Source organism: Hydrogenophaga sp. (assembly GCF_022844385.1).
Lineage (GTDB): Bacteria > Pseudomonadota > Gammaproteobacteria > Burkholderiales > Burkholderiaceae_C > Hydrogenophaga.
Genome location: NZ_JALHLX010000054.1, coordinates 1 through 19,587 on the forward strand (window position 1 = coordinate 1; position 19,587 = coordinate 19,587).

Consider the following 19,587-nt stretch of genomic DNA (forward strand, 5'->3'; position numbering starts at 1 on the left):
GGCGCGCGAACTCGGCGTCGAGGGTCTCATGCTCAAACACCGCCGCAGCAGCTATGGCACCGGGCGGCAGAAACGCTGGGCGGGTCCGGACAGGAGCATCGAAGAGGGCGTGCTCGCCTGGTGGAAATGGAAGATCGATCCGCTGAGCATCGACGGCGTGCTGATCTATGCCCAGGCGGGCCACGGCCGCCGCGCCTCGGTCTACACCGATTACACCTTTGCCGTGTGGAACCGCGCGCCCGCCAGCGCCGAAGAAGCGCAGGCCGTGGTGGATGCGATTGCCCGGCGCGAACCCGCCGTGCCCGGCGCGCTGCAACTCGTGGCCTTCACCAAAGCCTATTCGGGCCTGACCGACGCCGAATTCAAGGCGGTGGACGCGGTGATCCGCCAGCACACGCTGGAGAAGTTCGGCCCGGTGCGCAGCGTGCGGCCCACGATGGTGTTTGAACTCGCCTTCGAGGGTATTGCGCGCAGCAGCCGCCACAAAAGCGGCGTGGCGCTGCGCTTCCCTCGCATGCAGCGCATCCGGTACGACAAACCCCTGCACGAGGCGAGCACCCTGCAGGAGCTGGAAGCCTTGCTGGCGAAAACCCCAGTGAAAATCGGTCAAGACGGCTGAGACTTGCCGGCGCGAAGTCGGGTGATAGCATGCCGAATGCTCATGAAATCCGATCCCCCCATGACCCCTTCCACGCCCGACGAAGATATCGGTACGCCCGTCTCCGTCAAGATCCGCGAGCGCGTCAAGGCAGCGCGCCAGCGTTTCCACTCCAACGACAACATCGCCGAGTTCATCCAGCCGGGTGAGCTCGAACTGTTGCTCGACGAGGTGGCCGAGAAGATGAAGGGTGTGCTCGACAGCATGGTCATCGATCTCGACAACGACCACAACACCGGCGACACCGCGCGCCGCGTCGCCAAGATGTACATCAAGGAGGTGTTCAACGGCCGCTATGTCAAGGCGCCGAGCATCACCGAATTCCCGAACGCCGAGCACCTCAACGAGTTGATGATCGTGGGCCCCATCACGGTGCGCAGCGCCTGCAGCCACCATTTCTGCCCGGTGATCGGCCGCATCTGGATCGGCGTGATGCCCAACGAACACACCAACGTGATCGGTCTGTCCAAGTACGCGCGGCTGGCCGAATGGATCATGGGTCGCCCGCAGATCCAGGAAGAAGCCGTGGTGCAACTCGCCGACCTGATCCAGGAAAAGACCCAGCCCGACGGCCTGGCCCTCGTGATGGAGGCCAGCCACTACTGCATGGCCTGGCGCGGTGTGAAGGACATGGACAGCAAGATGATCAACTCGGTCATGCGCGGCGTGTTCCTCAAAGACCCCAACCTGCGGCGCGAATTCCTCTCGCTCATCCCGCGCTGAATTTTTCGCGCTGAACTCATCGACCGTCCAGAAGAAGAACACCATGCTCGTCCGCCTCCTCTACGTCAGCCGCGCTGTCGAAAAAGATTCCCCCCGCTTGATCGAATCCATCCTGGAATCCTCGCGTTCGCACAACATGGGCAACGGCATCACCGGCGTGCTGTGCTACGGCGGCGGGGTGTTCCTGCAGGCCATTGAAGGCGGGCGCAGCGCGGTCAACAAGCTCTACAACCACATCGTGGCCGATGTGCGTCACACCGGCGTGGAGCTGCTGCACTACGAAGAGATCACCGAGCGCCGCTTCGGTGGCTGGACCATGGGCCAGGTCAACCTGTCCAAGCTCAACACCTCCATCGTGTTGAAGTACTCCGAGAAGCCCGAGTTCGACCCGTACGCGGTGTCGGGCAAAGTCTCCCTCGCCCTGCTCGAAGAGTTGATGGCCACCGCGAGCATCATTGGCAGGGCTTGAGCAGAACGTGACTCCCTCGCTCCTCGGCTGCGACTTCACCAGCGCGCCGAGCCGCCGCAAACCGATCACGCTGGCCACAGGCCGTACCGACCGCAACCGCGTCGTTTTGACCGGCGTGGAGCGTTTCGACGCACTCGATGCCTGGCTGTCCCGGCTGGCCGCACCCGGCCATTGGGTGGGCGGTTTCGACCTGCCGTTTGGCTTGCCGCGCGAGCTGGTCACCACCTTGGGCTGGCCGACCGACTGGGCCGCCTGCATGGCCCACTACGCTGGTCTCAGCCGCGAGGCCATCCGCGATGCGTTCGCGGGCTTCTGCAACGCGCGCCCGGTGGGGGGGAAGTTTGCCCACCGCGTCACCGACGGGCCCGCCGGCTCCAGTCCGAGCATGAAGTGGGTCAACCCGCCAGTGGCTTTCATGTTGCACGCGGGTGTGCCGCGCCTGATCGCGGCCGACGTCACGCTGCCCGGCCTGCGCTTGGGCGATCCCGCGCGCGTGGGCCTGGAGGCCTACCCCGGCCTGCTCGCGCGCAGCGTGCTCGGCACCGCTTCGTACAAAAGCGACGACAAGGTGAAACAGACGCCCGACCGCCTGATCGCGCGCAAGACACTCATCAACGCGCTCGAAAACGGCCAGGCGCCTCTGCTGCAAGCCTGTGGCCTGCGCCTGAAGCTGACCCACGCACAGCGCGATGCACTGGCTGACGACGCCAGCGGTGACAGCCTTGATGCGGTGCTCTGCCTGCTGCAAGCCGCCTGGGCGCAGGTGCAGCACGAGGCAGGCCACCCACGCTGGGGCCTGCCCGAATTTGATCCGCTCGAAGGCTGGATCGTGACCGCCTGAATCGTTTGTGCGCTTCAACCCGCGCGACAGTGCGGGCACGCTCGTGTGCCTAGAATCAGTCGTGTTCGGCCTTGTGCTGGACACAAGCGTTCTCAGGGCGGGGTGAAACTCCCCACCGGCGGTGATGGCGGCGTGGCGACACGACCGCACGAGTGCCGCGAGCGCCCATGCCATGACTTGTTCATGGCATGGGGTCAGCAGACCCGGTGGGATCCCGGGACCGACGGTCACAGTCCGGATGTCAGAGAGCGAGCCAGGCGTCCGTTGCGTTGCGCGCAGCGGTGCGCGTGCGCTTGTGCGCCCTGATTTGTTGGCCTCTCTGCCTCTGGGACACCATGAATCAGACCGAATCTTCTCCCCTTCCCCAACTGCCCGCCGCACTGCGCTTCGCATTTGTTGAAGCCTCGTGGCACGCCGACATCGTTCACCAGGCCCGCGACGCGTTTTTTGCTGAAATGGCACTGGCCGGTTTTGGTGTTGACGCCATCGACGTGTTCGATGTGCCCGGCGCGTTCGAGATCCCGCTGCATGCGCAACGTCTGGCTCGCTCCGGCCGCTATGCCGCCGTGGTGGGCAGCGCGCTGGTGGTGGACGGCGGCATCTACCGCCACGACTTCGTGGCGCAGACCGTGGTGCAGGCGCTGATGGACGTGCAGCTCGACACTGGCGTGCCCATGATCTCCGCCGTGCTCACACCGCACCATTTCCACGAGCATGTTGAACACCGCAAATACTTCATGCGCCACTTTGCGGTCAAAGGCACCGAAGCCGCGCAGGCCTGCCTGCAGACGGTGGCCGGGCTGCTGCGCTTGCAAAGCATGCTGCCGGCCTGAGTTGGCCAGGTCGCGTGTAAGGCTTTCGTCTCTGGCCAGACGAACCTGGGTCACCTGAAGGAAACAGCCCATGCCTGCCACCATTGCCACTTCTCCCCGCCGCAAGGTGCTGCTCCTGGCATCGCACGCGCTTGCCTTGCTGCTGGGCTTTGGTGCCGGCATTTACGCCTTGCCCATCCTCACCGCACCGCCCGGGCCGAGCGCCGAAGAGGTGGCCCAGGCCGTGGTGGGCGGCATGTACAGCGGCGAGTTCCGCCGCGACCTGAAGGGCAGCGATCCCTTGCACTGGGGCGAAGGCACGGTGACCCTGAGCCCGCAGCAGGTGGTGTTCACCGGGCGGCTGGCCCCCGGACCCGACTACAAGCTGTACCTGTCACCCGAATTCGTGGAGACCGAGGCCGATTTCAAGCGGCTCAAGTCGACCATGCTGCGCGTGGGCGATGTGAAGACCTTCGAGAACTTCATCGTGACCTTGCCGGAGGGCACAGACCCTTCACGTTTCACCAGCGTCATCGTCTGGTGTGAGACGTTCAGCCAGTTCATCACCGCTGCGCAGTACCGCGAGCCAGGCTGAGCTTCAGCCGCAATTGATGCATCATCGTCCCCTGCGCTGCGTCTGGGCTGTTTTGGCCCGGCGACGGAAGCGCACCCTCACGGAACGGAAACCCTCATGAACACAGCCAAACTGGTCGGCATCATCCTCATCGCCGCAGGCGCCATCGGTCTGATCTACGGCAGCTTCAGCTACACCAAGGACACCTCGGCCGTGAAGCTGGGTCCGCTGGAACTCACCGTGAAAGAAAAGGAAACCGTCAACGTCCCGGTGTGGGCTGGTATCGGCGCCATCGTGGTCGGTGCTGCGCTGCTGGTGATGGGCGGCAAAAAGGGCTGATGGCCTGGGCCTCTGTCTTTTAGCCGATGCCGCGCAAGCAGCTCGCTCCACCGCACTCCCCCAAACCATCCACCACGCCGCCAACCTGCGCGGCGAGTTGGATGGTTTCGCGTCTCTGGACGCCCTTTGAATTTCAACGCGAGGTCTGGTCGGCCATCGGCGCCGGCCAGAGCGGTCTGCTTCACGCCACCACCGGCTCTGGCAAGACCTACGCGGTCTGGCTCGGCCTGATCGAACACCTTCTCCAGTCCCTGCCAGCCAACAAACCTGTACCGCTCACGGTGCTGTGGATCACGCCCATGCGCGCTCTGGCGGCCGACAGCGCGGCGGCCCTGCGAGTTCCGATGGCTGATCTCGCGCCGGGGTGGACGCTGGGCCTGCGCACCGGTGACACGCCCAGCGCGGAGCGGGCCCGGCAAGACCGGCGCTGGCCGACGGTGCTGGTCACCACGCCCGAATCCCTGTCGCTCCTGCTCGCGCGCACCCACGCGCCTGATGAGCTGGCCGGCGTGCGCGCCGTTGTGGTGGACGAGTGGCACGAGCTCATTGGCAGCAAACGCGGCGTGCAGGTGCAGCTGGCGCTGGCGCGGCTGCGGCACTGGCAGCCCGGTTTGCAGGTGTGGGGCATGAGCGCGACGCTGGGCAACCTCGACGAAGCCCTGCAAGTGCTCTGTGGCCCGAACAACGCGCAACTGGTGCGCGGGCGCGTGGACAAGGCGCTGGCCATCGACACGCTGATCCCGCCCGAACCCGGGCGTTATTCCTGGGCGGGTCACCTGGGCGCGCGCATGCAGGAGCCGGTGGTTCGAGAGCTGGAAACCGCGAGCACCGCGCTGGTGTTCACCAACACGCGCAGCCAGGCCGAGATCTGGTACCAGATGTTGCTCGCCCTGCGGCCCGACTGGGCCGGGCAGGTGGCCTTGCACCACGGCAGCCTGGACAAGGCCGTGCGCGAGTGGGTGGAGCAGGGGCTGAAGTCCGGGCAGCTGAAGGCCGTGGTGGCCACGTCTTCGCTCGACCTCGGGGTCGACTTTTTGCCGGTCGAACGTGTGCTGCAGATCGGTTCTGCCAAAGGTGTGGCGCGCCTGCTCCAACGCGCCGGGCGCAGTGGCCACGCACCGGGACGGCCCAGCCGCATCACACTGGTGCCCACCAACACGCTGGAGCTGGTGGAGGCCGCTGCCGTGCGCGAAGCCGCACTGGCCGGGCGTGTGGAGAGCCGGCGCAGCCCCGAGCAACCGCTCGACGTGTTGGTGCAGCACCTGGTCACCGTCGCGCTGGGTGGCGGCTTCAGGCCCGACGACCTGTTCGCCGAGGTGCGCGGCGCGTTCGCGTACCGAGAGCTCTCGCGGGAGTCATTCGACTGGGCACTGGCCTTCTGTGAACGCGGCGGCGAGAGCCTGAACGCCTATCCCGACTACCACCGCATCCAGCCCGACGACGCCGGGGTGTACCGCGTGCCTGACACGCCGCAGGGCCGCGCCACCGCGCGCCGCCACCGGCTGGGTGTGGGCACCATCGTGAGCGACGCGTCGCTGCAGGTGAAGTACCTGAACGGCGGGCGCATCGGCTCGATCGAAGAAGGCTTCATTGCGCGCCTGCGCAAGGGCGACTGTTTCGTGTTCGCCGGGCGCCTGCTCGAATTCATCCGTGTGCACGAGATGACGGCCTGGGTGAAAAAGGCCGTAAAGACCAAGGGCGCCGTGCCCTCGTGGCAGGGCGGCAAGATGCCGCTGTCCACCGAGCTGGCCGACGCCGTGCTGGCACAGATGGCGTTGGCCGCCCATGGCCGTTTCGAGTCGCCCGAAATGCAGGCGGCGCGCCCCATGCTTGAGGCGCAGGCCCGTGTCTCGCGCCTGCCCAGACCGGGGGAGCTGCTGGTTGAACACATGCCATCACGCGAAGGCCACCACCTCTATCTGTACCCCTTCGCCGGGCGCCATGTGCACCTGGGGCTGGCGAGTTTGCTGGCCTGGCGGCTCGCGCGCGAGCAGCCCAACACCTTCAGCCTCTCGGTCAACGACTACGGCCTGGAGCTGCTGAGCAGCGAGCCGGCGGACCTCACCCGCCTGCTGGATCGCTCGGTGTTTGCGCCAGACGATCTGCTGGAGCACGTGTTGGCGTCGCTCAACGCAGGTGAGCTGGCCCAGCGGCGCTTTCGCGAGATTGCGCGGGTCGCAGGGCTGGTGTTCAGCGGCTACCCGGGTGCGCCCAAGAGCCTCAAACAACTGCAGGCCTCCAGCGGGTTGTTCTTCGAGGTGTTCCGCAAGTACGACCCGGGCAACTTGCTGCTGGGTCAGGCCGAGCGCGAGGTGCTGTCGCAGGAGCTGGACATTGACCGCCTGCGCAATTGCCTGCAAGGCATGGCCACCCACGCCCTGCACAGCGTGGCGCTGGAGCGCCCGAGCCCGATGAGCCTGCCGCTGATGGTGGAACGGCTGCGCGAGCGCCTGAGCACCGAACAACTCTCCGCGCGGCTGGACAAGCTGCTGCGCGACATCGACAAGGCGAACGCATGAAGCCCTGGTGGGTGAGCTTGGGAATGGCACTCCTGGTCCTGAGCGCCAGCGCTCAGGAGTTTCCGCGGCGGGACGAGGTCTACAGTGCGCGCGTCAGCCGCGTGTTCGACGGCGATACCGTGTGGGTGAAACCGCTGGCCGGTGGCCCGTACCGAAAGCTGCGCCTGGAAGGCATCGACGCGCCCGAGATCTGCCAGAGCGGCGGCAAGGCGTCACGCGATGTGCTGGCGCAGCGCGTGCTCAACCAGGTGGTGGAGGTGCGGGTTCGCGCGCAGGACGACTATGGTCGGGGTATTGCACGCATCGTGCACCAGGGTGACGACGTGGCGGCCTGGATGGTGTCCGCAGGGCAGGCCTGGTCGTACCGCTGGCGGCGCAGCCTGGGGCCGTTCGCCGAGGAAGAAACCGTTGCACGCGCCCAAAAGCGAGGCGTCTTCAAGGAGGCTGCACCCGAATTGCCTCGCGACTTTCGCAAGCGCCACGGGCCGTGCCCGATGCCGCCGCGCGGCTGAATTCGGGCGCTTGAATCAGTGCGGGGCGCCGCAGACCGCGCACTGCGGGTTCTGCGGCAAGGTGATTTCGTTGAACGCCAGGTCGCGCCCGTCCAGCATGAGCAGCTTGCCCGTGAGGCGTGAGCCCAGGCCAGTGAGCAGCTTCAAAGCCTCGGCCGCCTGCATGGTGCCCACGATGCCCACCAGCGGCGCGAACACGCCCATGGTCGCGCAACGGGTTTCTTCGAGGTCGGCCGATTCGGGGAACACGCAGGCGTAACAGGGATTGCCAGGCGTGCGCGCGTCGAACACGCTGAGCTGCCCGTCCATGCGGATCGCAGCACCTGAGACCAGCGGCTTGCGGTGTTTCACGCAGGCGCGGTTGATGGCGTGGCGGGTGGCGAAATTGTCGGTGCAGTCGAGCACCACATCGGCCTGCGCAACGAGTTCGCCGAGCAAGGCCTCGTCGGCCCGCTGCACGATGGGTGTGACCCGCACATCGGGGTTGATGGCAGCAATGGCCTCCACAATGGATTCGGCTTTGGGATGACCCACCCGCGCGAGGTTGTGGGCGATCTGGCGCTGCAGGTTGGTCTCGTCCACCACGTCGTGGTCCACCACGGTGATGCGGCCCACGCCGGCGCTGCCCAGATACAGCGCCACCGGAGAGCCCAGGCCACCGGCGCCGATGATCAGCGCGTGCGAAGCCAGCAAGGCCTCTTGACCTTCGACGCCGAGTTCGTTGAGCAGGATGTGGCGCGAGTAGCGCAGGAGCTGTGCGTCGTCCAAAAGCATCACAGCGGGCTGTCAGCCCGCTGTGTCCTCAGTTTTCTTTTTTCTCTTCGACCCGCACCGTCTGGCTCTTGCTGACCATGACCGGGCGACCCTTGAGCTGGTTGATGGCCTGCATGAGCTGGAAGTCCTTCTCTGTGCCGAATTCCGGCACCAGGCGCTGGCCCGGATTCTTGCGGGCTTCTTCTTCCAGCCGCTTGCGCGCCACTTCACGCTCTTCGCTGCGTGCCTGTTCGGCAGCGCGGGCGGCGTCCGTCATCGGTGTGGCGGCCGCCCGGGCGTCCTTGCCGTTGGTCAGGCTGTTCTGCAGGTCGGCTTCGCGGGTGCGCAGCGCGGCAAACACATTGCCTTCCAGGGTTTCGTCCACCAGCACGTCGGGCACGATGCCCTTACCCTGGATGGAGGTGCCCAGCGGCGTGTAGTAACGCGCGGTGGTCAGCTTCAAGCCGGTGTCGGGGCCGAGCGGGCGCACCGTCTGCACCGAACCCTTGCCGAAGGTCTGACTGCCAATGATGGTGGCACGTTTGTGGTCTTGCAGGGCACCGGCCACGATCTCGCTCGCCGAGGCCGAACCTTCGTTGACGATCACCACCAGCGGCACACGCTTGAGCGCACCCTTGGTGTTTTCGGTCAGGCGCTTGATCGGATCGTTGCCGCCGCGGCGCAGGTAGTGCTGCGGCACCGCCTTGTAGATGAACTTGCTGTCTTCGAGCTGGCCGTTGGTGGACACCACGGTCACGTTTTCCGGCAGGAAGGCGGCCGACAAGGCCACGGCCGCGTCGAGCAGGCCACCCGGGTCGTTGCGCAGGTCGAGCACCAGACCCTTGAGGTTGGGCTCGGCCTTGTAGAGGTCTTCCACCTTGCGGGCGAAGTCTTCGATGGTCCGTTCCTGGAACTGCGACACACGAACCCAGGCGTACCCCGGCTCCACCACGCGTGATTTCACACTCTGGGTCTTGATTTCTTCGCGGGTGATGGTCACCGGGAAAGTGCGGTCCTCGTCCTTGCGGAAGATGGTCAACAGCACCTTGGTTCTCGGCTCGCCACGCATGAGCTTGACCGCGTCGTTGATCGACAGGCCTTTGACGTTGGTGTCGTCGATCTTGGTGATCAGGTCATTGGTCTTGAGGCCGGCGCGGAACGCGGGCGAGTCTTCAATGGGCGAGACCACCTTGACCAGGCCGTCTTCCATGGTGATCTCGATGCCCACACCGACGAAACGCCCACTGGTGCCTTCGCGGAATTCCTTGAACGACTTCTTGTCGAAGTACTGGGAATGCGGATCCAGGCTGGCGACCATGCCGGAGATGGCTTCGTTGATCAGCTTTTTCTCATCCACCGGCTCCACATAGTCGGTCTTGACCATGCCGAAAACGGCAGCGAGCTGCTGCAACTCCTCCAGCGGCAAAGGCGCGAGCGTGCCGCGGGCCACCGCTTGAAGCTGCACTGTGGTCAGCGCACCGGCGACCGCACCAATGGCCACCCAGCCTGCAATTTTCAGCTTGTGACTCACCTGTTTTGCCATTGAATGTCCCCAGTAATGACGCCCATGCCGGACAACCCGACGGCGGATCAATATACACCTATGAGCATGGGGAACCGGTTCGGTTCCCCAATCACCAGACCGCCGTTCAGGCCTTGCCCTGGGCGGCCACCGCAGCCGCCGCGCGGGCCGCCGCTTCGGCGTCGCCCAGGTAGTAACTTTTGATCGGTTGGAGGTTGGCGTCGAGCTCGTAGACCAGCGGAATGCCGTTGGGGATGTTGAGGTTGACGATGTCGGTCTCGGAGATGCCGTCGAGGTATTTCACCAAGGCCCGGATGCTGTTGCCGTGGGCGGCCACCACCACGCGTTTGCCGGCCTTGATGGCGGGCGCCATGGCCTCGTTCCAGAACGGCAGCACGCGGGCCACGGTGTCTTTCAGGCATTCGGTGAGCGGGACCTCCTCGGGCTTGAGGCGGTCGTAGCGGCGGTCGCCGCGCTCGCTGCGCGGGTCGCCCAATTCCAGCGAAGGCGGCGGCGTGTCGTAGCTGCGCCTCCAGACCAGCACCTGGTCGTCGCCGTATTTTTTGGCGGTATCGGCCTTGTTCAGACCTTGGAGCGCACCGTAGTGGCGCTCGTTCAGGCGCCAGCTGTGCACCACCGGCAGCCAGGTGCGGTCCATCTCGTCGAGCACGTGCCACAGGGTTCGCGTGGCGCGTTTGAGCACGCTGGTGTAGGCGAGGTCAAAGTCATAACCCTCGGCCTTCAGCAGGCGGCCGGCGGCCAGCGCCTGGTTCAGCCCGGTGGGCGTGAGGTCGACGTCGGTCCAGCCGGTGAAGCGGTTTTCCAGGTTCCAGGTGGATTCGCCGTGGCGAATCAGGACGAGTTTGTACATGGGGAAGGGGGTGGCGTTGGTGGGGCGGGGCGGAGAAAAACCGGTGCTCCGCACGGCGAAGCCGGCACAGGGCAGCCCGCCATTCTAAAATCCCGGGCTTACTCGAAAGGTGTCCTCGTGAGTTTCTTCATCGATAACTGGATTTTGCTGGCCGTGGCGTTCTCGTCGGGCGCCATGCTGTTGTGGCCCACGGTCTCGGCCGGATCGCGCGCCGGCTCTCTGAACACGACGCAAGCCGTGCAACTGATGAACCGCGACAAAGCGGTGGTTGTGGACGTGAGCGAGCCGGCCGAATTCGCCGCCGGCCACGTGATCGGCGCCAAGAACGTGCCTTTGGCCGAATTCGAGGCCAAGCTGCCCGGCACGGTCAAGAACAAGGCCACCCAGCTGATCCTGGTGTGTGCCAACGGTTCCAGGGCCAACCGGGCCGTGGCACTGGCCAAAAAATTGGGCTATGAGAACGCGCAATCCCTGACGGGTGGCATGGGCGCGTGGCGCGCCGCCAGCCTGCCGGTGCAAAAAGCCTGATCATTTCCTGATAGTTTTATTGAACCGACAGGAAATCCGCATGGCCAAAGTCAAGATGTTCACCAGCGCTTACTGCCCTTATTGCAGTTCTGCCAAGGCGCTGCTGCAAAGCCACGGCGTGGCCGACCTGGAAGAGGTGTTTGTCGACGGGCAGCCCGAGTTGCGCGCGCAGATGAAGGCCATCACGGGCCGCACCAGCGTGCCGCAGATCTTCATTGGCGAGCAACACGTGGGCGGTTGCGACGACCTGCACGCACTGGATGGGCGCGGTGGTCTCGTGCCCATGCTGCAGGCCTGAGTCACAAACCCGCCTCGCCGGGCTGACATAATTCAGCCCAGTGCCCGCCGCGGGAACGCTCCCCCGGCGGGTTTGTTTTTTCAACGCATTCTTCGAGACAACACCATGGCAGAAAACCAGGAACCCACCTTCCAGATCCAGCGCGTCTACCTGAAGGAAGCGTCGCTCGAGCAACCCAATTCGCCCGCCATCCTGCTGGAGCAGGAACAGCCCACGGTGGACATCCAGCTCGGTGTGGAAGCCAATCCGGTGGCCGATGGCGTGTTTGAAGTCTGTGTGACCGCCACCGTGACGACCAAGATCAAGGACAAGACCGTGTTCCTGGTCGAAGCCAAACAGGCCGGCATCTTCGAGATCCGCAACCTGCCGCAGGAACAGATGGGCCCGATCATGGGCATCGCCTGCCCGCAGATCGTGTATCCGTACCTGCGCAGCAACGTGGCCGACATCATCCAGCGCGGCGGTTTTCCGCCCGTGCACCTGGCGGAAATCAACTTCCAGGCCATGTACGAGCAGCAGCAGGCGCAGGCCGCCGCCGACGCGCCGCGCATCGTCACGCAATAAGGCCTTGCCCGGCACCGGTTCGATGAACATCGTCGTGCTCGGCGCGGGTGCCTGGGGCACTGCGCTGGCCATCAGCGCGGTCCGTGCGACGGACATGCATCGACGTGTCAGCCTGTGGGCGCGCGATGCGCAGCAAGCCGCCGACCTGCAGCAGCACCGGGAAAACCGCCGCTACCTCAGCGGGGTGGTGATTCCGGAGACCGTCCTGATCGCCACCGGACCGCTGGGCAGCGGTTCGCCGCTGCTCGTTGGCGCCGATCTCGTGATCGTCGCCACACCCATGGCGGGGCTGCGCGCCATGTTGACGCTGCTCGCTGGTCTGCGCGTGCCCGTGGCCTGGCTGTGCAAGGGGTTTGAGGCACCCACGGCACCTGTCGGCGGCTTGCTGGGCCACGAGGTCTGCGCCCAGGTTGCGCCCGATTTGCGGGCGGGCGTCTTGAGCGGGCCGAGCTTTGCACTGGAAGTGGCCCACGGCCAGCCCACCGCCCTGGTGGCCGCCAGCGAACATGCCCAGGTGCGCGACGTCCTGGTGGCGGCGTTTCACAGCCCCACGCTGCGCGTGTACGCGAACGACGACATCGTGGGCGTGGAGGTCGGCGGGGCGGTGAAGAACGTGCTGGCCATCGCCACCGGCCTGTGCGACGGCCTGGGGCTGGGCATGAACGCGCGCGCTGCGCTCATCACCCGTGGTCTGGCCGAAATGACCCGGCTGGGCCTGGCGCTGGGTGCCAAGGCCGAAACCTTCATGGGCCTCTCGGGCCTGGGCGACCTGGTGCTCACCGCCACCGGCGACCTCTCGCGCAACCGCAAGGTGGGCCAGTTGCTCGCGCAGGGCATGAACCTGCAGCAGGCGGTGGATTCGCTCGGCCACGTGGCCGAAGGTGTTTACAGCGCGCGTACGGTGGCCCAGCGTGCCCGGTCACTGGGTGTGGACATGCCCATCACCGACGCGGTGGTGGCCCTGCTGGATGGTGACCTGCAGCCTGCGCAGGCGGTGGCGCTGCTCATGGGTCGGGACCCCAAGGACGAACTGCTCTGATCAGGCGGGCGTGCAGCCGGCCGGGTTGAACACCCGCTCGGTCGACGCCGGGTTGCGCGCCAGCGCCGCCGCAGGCCGACGCGGGCGGCGCACCAGCTCTCCGCTGCAGTTCGGGCAGGTGTTGTTCAACTTCGTTTCAACGCAGTCCTTGCAGAAGGTGCATTCAAAGGTGCAGATCCGCGCGTCCAGCGATTCGTTGGGCAGGTCGCGGTTGCAGCATTCGCAGTTGGGGCGCAGCTGGAGCATGGCGAGAACTCCGGTTGTCAGATTTCAAAGTTGTCGATGAGACGGGTTGTGCCCAGCCGCGCGGCGCCCAGCACCACCAGCGGATCACCCGCAAGCGGCGCCTGCAGGTCGGCGCGGCGGCGCACGGTCAAATAATCGGGTTGCCAGCCGCGCGCGCTCAGGTCTTTCATGGCGCGTTGTTCCAGCCCGGGCAGTTGGCGCGCCAGACCATCGGCGGCGGCCAGCGCGTCTCGACCCAGTGCGCGCAGCGCCAACGACAGCTGCACCGCTTCGGCGCGCTCGCTCTCACTCAGGTATCCGTTGCGCGAGCTCAGGGCCAGGCCATCGGGTGCGCGCTGGGTGTCGCCGCTGACGATGGTGATGGGCATGGCGAACTGTTTGACCATGCGCCGGATCACCATCTGCTGCTGGTAGTCCTTCTGCCCGAAGACGGCAAAACGCTCACCCTTGGCTTCGGACAGCACGCTCTGGAACAGTTTCATCACCACCGTGCACACACCGGTGAAAAAGCCGGGGCGGAAATGGCCTTCCAGAATGTCGGCCAGCTCGGCGGGCGGCTGCACCTTGAAGCCCTGCGGTTCGGGGTACATCTCTGTCTCTGAAGGAGCGAACACCACGTCACAACCCGCGGCGGCGAGCTTGTCGCAATCGGCCTGCAAGGTGCGCGGGTAGGTATCGAAGTCTTCGTGCGGCGCGAACTGCAGCCGGTTGACGAAGATGCTGGCCACGGTCACATCACCCAAGGGCTTGGCGGTGCGCACCAGATCCAGATGACCTGCGTGCAGGTTGCCCATGGTGGGCACCAGGGCGGGGCTGTTGAAAGGTCGCAGCGTGGCGCGGAGGTCGTCGAGGGTGTGGACGATTTTCATGGTCACCAGGCGTGCAGTGCGTCGTCGGGAAAGGTCCCGTTTTTCACGGCCGCCACGTAGGCGGCCATGGCGTCGCGCACGCTGCCCGCGCCTTCCATGAAGTTGCGTACAAACTTCGGGTTCTTGCCGAGGTTGACGCCCAGCATGTCGTGCATCACCAGCACCTGGCCGGCGGTGTCCTTGCCCGCGCCGATGCCGATGGTGTGGCAGGTCGGGAGTTGGCGGGTGATCTCGGCCGAGAGGGCTGCGGGCACCATTTCCAGAACGACCATGGTGGCGCCAGCGTCCTGCAGTTCGAGCGCGTGGCGCTTGAGCACGAGGGCAGCCGCGTCGCCGCGGCCCTGCACGCGGTAGCCGCCCAGCGCGTGCACCGTCTGCGGTGTGAGGCCGAGGTGGGCACACACCGGAATGCCGCGCTCGACCAGGAAGCGCACGGTCTCGGCCGTCCAGCCGCCGCCTTCGAGCTTGACCATGTGCGCACCGGCGTGCACCAGCTGGGCCGCACTGCGCATGGCTTGTTCTTTGGATTCGTGGTAGCTGCCAAACGGAAGGTCGCCCAGCAACCAGGCGGTGGCCTGCACGCGCCGCAGACCCCGCGCCACGCTCTCCACGTGGTAGGCCATGGTCTCCAGCGTCACGCCTGCGGTGCTGGCCAGACCCTGGCACACCATGCCGAGGGAGTCGCCCACCAGGATGCACTCCACACCGGCGGCGTCGGCCACTGCGGCGAAGGTGGCGTCGTAAGCGGTGAGCATGGTGATCTTCTCGCCGCGCTCGCGCATTTCGGCCAGGCGCGGCAGGCTCACGGGTTTGCGCTGGGGCAGGGGTGAAGCCGTGGGCAGTGTGCCGTAGGGTGTGGCCATGGGCGCTGAGGAAGTGGGGGTGCTCATTCGGGGGTCCCGCGTGTTTCAGGGGTGGGTGAGAATGCGGGACTATAGACCATCCCGGTATGCTTGCGGCCCATGAAACACCTCTCTGAATTCACCCTGGTTGACCTGCAGAAAGTGGCCAGTTGCGACGTTGCACTGGCACTGGCGGAAGACGTGGGCGTGGGCGACCTGACCGCGGCATTGATCGACCCGGAACGACCTGCCCGGGCGCGCATCGTAGCGCGCGAGGCGGCGGTCATTTGCGGCACGCCCTGGGTGGAGGCGGCGGTGTTGTCGCTGGATCCGCAGGCCCGGCTGACATGGCACGTGACCGAGGGGCAGCGCTGCGTACCCGACCAGACCGTGCTCACGATCGACGGGCTTGCACAGCCGCTGCTCACCGCCGAGCGCACCGCGCTCAACTTCCTGCAGTTGCTGTCGGCCGTGGCCACCAGGACGGCGGTGTTTGTGGACGCGGTGGCGGGCACACGCGCGCAGATCGTGGACACGCGCAAGACCTTGCCGGGCCTGCGGCTGGCGCAGAAATATGCGGTGAAGACCGGCGGCGGCGTGAACCACCGCATCGGCCTGTATGACGCGGTGCTCATCAAGGAAAACCACATCGCTGCGGCCGGCGGCGTGGCCCAGGTGCTGCAGCGCGTGCGCGAAACCGCGCCCCAGGCGCGCTTTGTCGAGATCGAGGTGGAGACCCTGGCCCAGCTCGACGAGGCCCTGGCCTGTGGCGCCACCATGGTCTTGCTGGACAACATGGACATCCCCACCTTGCAGGAGGCGGTGCGGCGCAACGCAGGCCGCGCAGTGCTGGAGATTTCGGGTGGCGTGAACTTGCAGACCGTGCGCGCGCTGGCCGAAACCGGCGTGGACCGCATCTCCATCGGCGCCCTCACCAAAGACGTGAAGGCGATTGATTTTTCCATGCGATTCGAGGCGCTCTGACGCTTCCCGAAAGAGACACCATGAACACCGAAGCCACCGTCATCGACGTCGAGTACGAACAACCTGCTTGCCCCACGCAGCACGCCTGGGCGCGCGTGCCGGTGGAGCCTGGTCCGAAGCAACGCGCCGAACTGAAAGACAAGATCCGCCGCCTGCTGAAAGAGCGCAACGCGGTGATGGTGTCGCACTATTACGTGCACCCCGACCTGCAGGACCTCGCCATCGAGACCGGCGGCATCGTGAGCGACTCGCTGGAGATGGCGCGTTTCGGGCGCGACCACGCGGCGCAAACCCTGATCGTCTCGGGCGTGCGCTTCATGGGTGAGACCGCAAAGATCCTGAGTCCGGAGAAGACCGTGCTCATGCCCGATCTCGACGCGAACTGTTCGCTCGACCTGGGTTGCCCCATCGACGAGTTCAGCGCCTTCTGCGACGCGCACCCGGACCGCACGGTGGTGGTCTACGCCAACACCAGCGCGGCGGTGAAGGCGCGTTCGGACTGGCTGGTCACGTCGAGCTGTGCCCTGGACATCGTGAGCGCACTCAAGGAGAAAGGCCACAAGATTCTGTGGGCGCCCGACAAACACCTGGGCGGCTACATCCAGCGCGAGACCGGGGCCGACATGGTGATGTGGGGCGGCGCCTGCATCGTGCACGACGAATTCAAGGCCTTCGAGCTGCAGGCGCTGATGAAGGAGCACCCCCAGGCCAAGGTGCTGGTGCACCCGGAGAGCCCGGCCGATGTGATCGCGCTGGCCGACTCGGTGGGCTCCACCTCGGCCATCCTGCGCGCAGCGCGCGAGATGGACGCGCCCGAGTTCATCGTGGCCACCGACAACGGCATGATGCACATGCTGCGCCAGCAGAACCCGGGCAAGGTGTTCATCGAAGCGCCCACTGCCGGCAACAGCGCCACGTGCAAGAGCTGCGCGCACTGCCCCTGGATGGCGATGAACGGGCTGGCGGGTGTGGCGCAGATCCTTGAAAAAGGCCTGAATGAAATCCACGTCGACCCGGCGCTGATTCCCCGGGCACGGTTGCCGATTGACCGCATGCTGGCATTCACCGGTGCTCAGCGCCTGGGCAACGACCCGGGTGCGCTGGTGCCGAACATCGGCGCGGCCTGAGCAGGCTCAGCGCGCTGGTGGTACGAGGATCGTCGGTTTCGCCACCGGCAGCATGTCCGGGTAGTCCCGGCTGAAGTGCAACCCGCGGCTCTCGTGCCGAAGCATGGCCGACATCACGATCAGGTCGGCCACCTGCACCAGGTTGCGCAGTTCCAGCAGGTCGCGGGTGACGTGGAACTGCGAATAGAACTCGTGGATTTCCGACTGCAGCAGCGAGATGCGGTGGGCCGCGCGCTCCAGGCGTTTGTTGGTGCGCACGATGCCCACGTAGTCCCACATGAAGCGGCGCAGTTCGTCCCAGTTGTGCGAGATCACCACCTGCTCGTCGGCGTCGGTCACGCGGCTGTCGTCCCACAGCGGCATGGCGGGTGTGTCGACCACCGCCACCGATCGGATCGCGTTCACCGCACCTTGCGCAAACACCATGCACTCCACCAGCGAATTGCTCGCCAGCCGGTTGGCGCCGTGCAGCCCGGTGCAGGTGGTCTCACCCACGGCGTACAGGCCGGCAATGTTGGTGCGCCCGCCCAGATCGGTGACCAGACCGCCACAGGTGTAGTGCGCGGCCGGCACCACGGGAATCGGCTCTGTCGTGATGTCGATGCCCAGCTCGGCGCAACGCGCCAGGATGTTGGGAAAGTGCTCCTGCAGGAACTTGGGGCTCTGGTGCGAAATGTCGAGGTATACGCAATCCAGGCCGTGCTTCTTCATCTCGAAGTCGATCGCACGCGCCACCACGTCGCGCGGCGCGAGTTCGGCGCGCGGGTCGTGGTCGGGCATGAAGCGGTGGCTGCCCAGATGCGCCGGCAGCTTGAGCAGCCCGCCTTCGCCGCGCACGGCTTCCGTGATCAGGTAGCTCTTGGCGTGCGGGTGGTAGAGGCAGGTCGGGTGGAACTGGATGAACTCCATGTTGCCCACCTGGCAGCCCGCGCGCCAACCCGCGGCGATGCCGTCGCCCGTGGCGGTGTCGGGGTTGGTGGTGTAGAGGTAAACCTTGCCCGCGCCGCCCGTGGCCAGCACGGTGTGGGTGGCGCTGAAGGTCACAACCTCATCACGAAGGGTGTCGAGCACGTAGGCGCCAAAGCACCGCTCCGCCACCTGGCGGGCCGGGTCGTGGCCGGGCAGTTTGCGGTCGGTGATCAGGTCGACCAGCATGTGGTGCTCGAACACTTTGATGGCCGGCGTGTTGCGCACGCGCTCGATCAGTGTGGCCTGCACCGCCGCGCCGGTGGCATCGGCCGCGTGCACGATGCGCCGGTGGCTGTGGCCACCCTCGCGCGTGAGGTGCAGTTCGCCGTGCTCCAGCGAGAAGGGCACGCCCAGTTCCTGCAGCCAGGCGATGGCCGCCGGTGCGTTTTCCACCGTGAACTGCGTGGCTTCCAGGTCGCACAGGCCGGCGCCGGCCACCAGGGTGTCGTCCACGTGCGAGGCGACGGTGTCACCTTCGCCCAGCACCGCCGCAATGCCGCCCTGCGCCCAGTTGCTGGAACCATCGAGCAAGGCTCGTTTGGTCACCACCGCCACGCGGTGGGTGGTGGACAGGTGCAGCGCAGCGGTCAGCCCGGCCAGGCCGCTGCCGATGATGAGGACGTCGAAGCGGTGAAGGTCGGTCATGTTGAAAGGTAAGGCGAGCCGGCGCCGGGCCGCTCCCAAGGCGGCTCAGCCCCTGTGGGGGGCAGCGACCCGCGAAGCGGTGGAGCGTGGGGGCTCATGTTGATGTGTAAGCCAGGCGGACATAAATGGGGGCGAAGGCCTCGGCCTGGGTGAGCTCGATCAGGGTTTCTTTGGCCAGTTCGAGCATCGCAATGAAGGTGACCACCAGCACAGGCGATCCCTTTTCAGGATCGAAAAGCTCGCCGAATTCAACGAACTTGCGACCTTGCAGGCGGCGCAGCACGATGCTCATGTGCTCGCGCACCGAGAGCTCTTCGCGGCTGATCTTGTGGTGCTGCACGAGCTTGGCGCGCTTGAGGATGTCGCGCCAGGCGCTTTGCAGGTCGATGGGGCTCACGTCGGGGAAGCGCGGTGCCAGCGCCTGCTCCACGTAGACCTGCGCGCGCAAAAAATCGCGGCCGTACTGCGGCGCCTCGGTCAGGCGCTGGGCAGCCAGTTTCATCTGCTCGTATTCGAGCAGACGGCGCACCAGCTCGGCGCGCGGGTCTTCGGCCTCTTCGCCCTCGGCCGTCTTCTTGGGCGGCAGCAGCATGCGCGACTTGATCTCGATCAGCATCGCCGCCATCAACAGGTATTCGGCCGCCAGCTCCAGGTTGCTGTTGCGGATCTCGTCGACATACGTGAGGTACTGGCGGGTCACCGCCGCCATCGGGATGTCGAGGATGTTGAAGTTCTGCTTGCGGATCAGGTACAGCAGCAGGTCCAGCGGGCCTTCAAAGGCTTCGAGAAAGATCTGCAGCGCGTCGGGCGGGATGTACAGGTCCCTCGGCATGGCGAACAGGGGCTCGCCGTACAAGCGGGCCAATGCAACGTGGTCCACCAC

At 65.9% G+C, this 19,587-nt stretch carries 22 protein-coding genes, 1 pseudogene and 1 riboswitch; of the genes and pseudogenes, 15 read left to right on the forward strand and 8 right to left on the reverse strand.

Annotated elements, in window-relative coordinates; all coding sequences use genetic code 11:
* The 9 genes and pseudogenes from Q0C59_RS10815 to Q0C59_RS10855 form a co-directional block, all read left to right on the forward strand.
* Positions 1-619 (forward strand): annotated as a pseudogene (locus Q0C59_RS10815) (ATP-dependent DNA ligase); the annotation flags it as partial.
* A 36-nt stretch (positions 620-655) separates the two neighbouring features.
* Complete coding sequence (gene folE / locus Q0C59_RS10820) at positions 656-1,381, forward strand: GTP cyclohydrolase I (RefSeq protein ID WP_291215120.1); 726 nt, start codon at positions 656-658, stop codon at positions 1,379-1,381.
* 43 nt (positions 1,382-1,424) lie between these two features.
* Positions 1,425-1,850, forward strand: coding sequence for a BLUF domain-containing protein (locus Q0C59_RS10825; RefSeq protein WP_291215124.1), 426 nt, complete (start codon positions 1,425-1,427; stop codon positions 1,848-1,850).
* A 7-nt stretch (positions 1,851-1,857) separates the two neighbouring features.
* Complete coding sequence (locus tag Q0C59_RS10830; protein WP_291215127.1) at positions 1,858-2,691, forward strand: DUF429 domain-containing protein; 834 nt, start codon at positions 1,858-1,860, stop codon at positions 2,689-2,691.
* 84 nt (positions 2,692-2,775) lie between these two features.
* Positions 2,776-2,945, forward strand: a riboswitch (FMN riboswitch).
* 81 nt (positions 2,946-3,026) lie between these two features.
* Entirely contained in the window at positions 3,027-3,524 is a 498-nt protein-coding gene (locus Q0C59_RS10835; protein WP_291215129.1) for a 6,7-dimethyl-8-ribityllumazine synthase, read from the forward strand.
* 70 nt (positions 3,525-3,594) lie between these two features.
* Positions 3,595-4,098 (forward strand): DM13 domain-containing protein, encoded by a 504-nt coding sequence (locus Q0C59_RS10840; RefSeq protein ID WP_291215132.1) that lies wholly within the window; start codon positions 3,595-3,597, stop codon positions 4,096-4,098.
* A 96-nt stretch (positions 4,099-4,194) separates the two neighbouring features.
* Positions 4,195-4,416 (forward strand): hypothetical protein, encoded by a 222-nt coding sequence (locus tag Q0C59_RS10845; protein ID WP_291215135.1) that lies wholly within the window; start codon positions 4,195-4,197, stop codon positions 4,414-4,416.
* Positions 4,417-4,517: 101 nt separating this feature from the next.
* Positions 4,518-6,935: a ligase-associated DNA damage response DEXH box helicase gene (locus Q0C59_RS10850; RefSeq protein ID WP_291215138.1), complete on the forward strand. Its 2,418-nt coding sequence runs from the start codon at positions 4,518-4,520 to the stop codon at positions 6,933-6,935.
* Positions 6,936-6,958: 23 nt separating this feature from the next.
* Positions 6,959-7,447 (forward strand): thermonuclease family protein, encoded by a 489-nt coding sequence (locus Q0C59_RS10855; RefSeq protein WP_291215141.1) that lies wholly within the window; start codon positions 6,959-6,961, stop codon positions 7,445-7,447.
* A 15-nt stretch (positions 7,448-7,462) separates the two neighbouring features.
* Here the strand turns inward: Q0C59_RS10855 and Q0C59_RS10860 are convergent, their stop codons facing one another.
* The 3 genes from Q0C59_RS10860 to gpmA all read right to left on the reverse strand — a co-directional run bounded on the left by Q0C59_RS10860 (position 7,463) and on the right by gpmA (position 10,593).
* Entirely contained in the window at positions 7,463-8,215 is a 753-nt protein-coding gene (locus Q0C59_RS10860; protein WP_291215170.1) for a HesA/MoeB/ThiF family protein, read from the reverse strand.
* Between the two features lie 34 nt (positions 8,216-8,249).
* A complete protein-coding gene (locus Q0C59_RS10865) occupies positions 8,250-9,731 on the reverse strand; it encodes a S41 family peptidase (RefSeq protein ID WP_291215172.1) in 1,482 nt (493 codons plus the stop codon).
* A 118-nt stretch (positions 9,732-9,849) separates the two neighbouring features.
* On the reverse strand, positions 9,850-10,593 hold the full coding sequence (gpmA, locus tag Q0C59_RS10870; protein WP_291215143.1) for a 2,3-diphosphoglycerate-dependent phosphoglycerate mutase: 744 nt from the start codon (positions 10,591-10,593) through the stop codon (positions 9,850-9,852).
* A gap of 117 nt (positions 10,594-10,710) precedes the next feature.
* Between gpmA and Q0C59_RS10875 the strand changes: the two genes are divergently transcribed.
* The 4 genes from Q0C59_RS10875 to Q0C59_RS10890 all read left to right on the forward strand — a co-directional run bounded on the left by Q0C59_RS10875 (position 10,711) and on the right by Q0C59_RS10890 (position 13,022).
* Entirely contained in the window at positions 10,711-11,121 is a 411-nt protein-coding gene (locus Q0C59_RS10875; protein WP_291215146.1) for a rhodanese-like domain-containing protein, read from the forward strand.
* Positions 11,122-11,161: 40 nt separating this feature from the next.
* Complete coding sequence (gene grxC / locus Q0C59_RS10880) at positions 11,162-11,419, forward strand: glutaredoxin 3 (RefSeq protein ID WP_069045547.1); 258 nt, start codon at positions 11,162-11,164, stop codon at positions 11,417-11,419.
* A gap of 105 nt (positions 11,420-11,524) precedes the next feature.
* Positions 11,525-11,983: a protein-export chaperone SecB gene (gene secB, locus Q0C59_RS10885; protein ID WP_291215149.1), complete on the forward strand. Its 459-nt coding sequence runs from the start codon at positions 11,525-11,527 to the stop codon at positions 11,981-11,983.
* A gap of 22 nt (positions 11,984-12,005) precedes the next feature.
* The gene (locus Q0C59_RS10890) at positions 12,006-13,022 is read left to right on the forward strand and encodes an NAD(P)H-dependent glycerol-3-phosphate dehydrogenase (RefSeq protein WP_291215152.1); all 1,017 of its coding nucleotides are present in this window, start codon (positions 12,006-12,008) and stop codon (positions 13,020-13,022) included.
* On the opposite strand, the gene Q0C59_RS10895 is transcribed toward Q0C59_RS10890, so the two are convergent.
* From Q0C59_RS10895 to panB, 3 genes are read right to left on the reverse strand one after another with little or no spacing between them, the layout of a single operon-like run.
* Positions 13,023-13,268, reverse strand: coding sequence for a DUF1272 domain-containing protein (locus Q0C59_RS10895; protein WP_291215155.1), 246 nt, complete (start codon positions 13,266-13,268; stop codon positions 13,023-13,025).
* 17 nt (positions 13,269-13,285) lie between these two features.
* On the reverse strand, positions 13,286-14,137 hold the full coding sequence (gene panC / locus Q0C59_RS10900; RefSeq protein WP_291215157.1) for a pantoate--beta-alanine ligase: 852 nt from the start codon (positions 14,135-14,137) through the stop codon (positions 13,286-13,288).
* Between the two features lie 2 nt (positions 14,138-14,139).
* Entirely contained in the window at positions 14,140-15,027 is an 888-nt protein-coding gene (gene panB, locus Q0C59_RS10905) for a 3-methyl-2-oxobutanoate hydroxymethyltransferase (RefSeq protein ID WP_291215159.1), read from the reverse strand.
* A gap of 72 nt (positions 15,028-15,099) precedes the next feature.
* Between panB and nadC the strand changes: the two genes are divergently transcribed.
* Both nadC and nadA read left to right on the forward strand, forming a co-directional pair.
* Positions 15,100-15,963, forward strand: coding sequence for a carboxylating nicotinate-nucleotide diphosphorylase (gene nadC, locus Q0C59_RS10910; RefSeq protein ID WP_291215161.1), 864 nt, complete (start codon positions 15,100-15,102; stop codon positions 15,961-15,963).
* A 20-nt stretch (positions 15,964-15,983) separates the two neighbouring features.
* Positions 15,984-17,090, forward strand: coding sequence for a quinolinate synthase NadA (nadA, locus tag Q0C59_RS10915; RefSeq protein WP_291215163.1), 1,107 nt, complete (start codon positions 15,984-15,986; stop codon positions 17,088-17,090).
* A gap of 6 nt (positions 17,091-17,096) precedes the next feature.
* Here the strand turns inward: nadA and nadB are convergent, their stop codons facing one another.
* Together nadB and Q0C59_RS10925 are read right to left on the reverse strand one after the other, a co-directional pair.
* A complete protein-coding gene (gene nadB / locus Q0C59_RS10920; protein WP_291215165.1) occupies positions 17,097-18,704 on the reverse strand; it encodes an L-aspartate oxidase in 1,608 nt (535 codons plus the stop codon).
* 94 nt (positions 18,705-18,798) lie between these two features.
* Positions 18,799-19,587: ScpA family protein (locus Q0C59_RS10925; RefSeq protein WP_291215167.1), on the reverse strand; the 789-nt coding region annotated here is incomplete at its 5' end.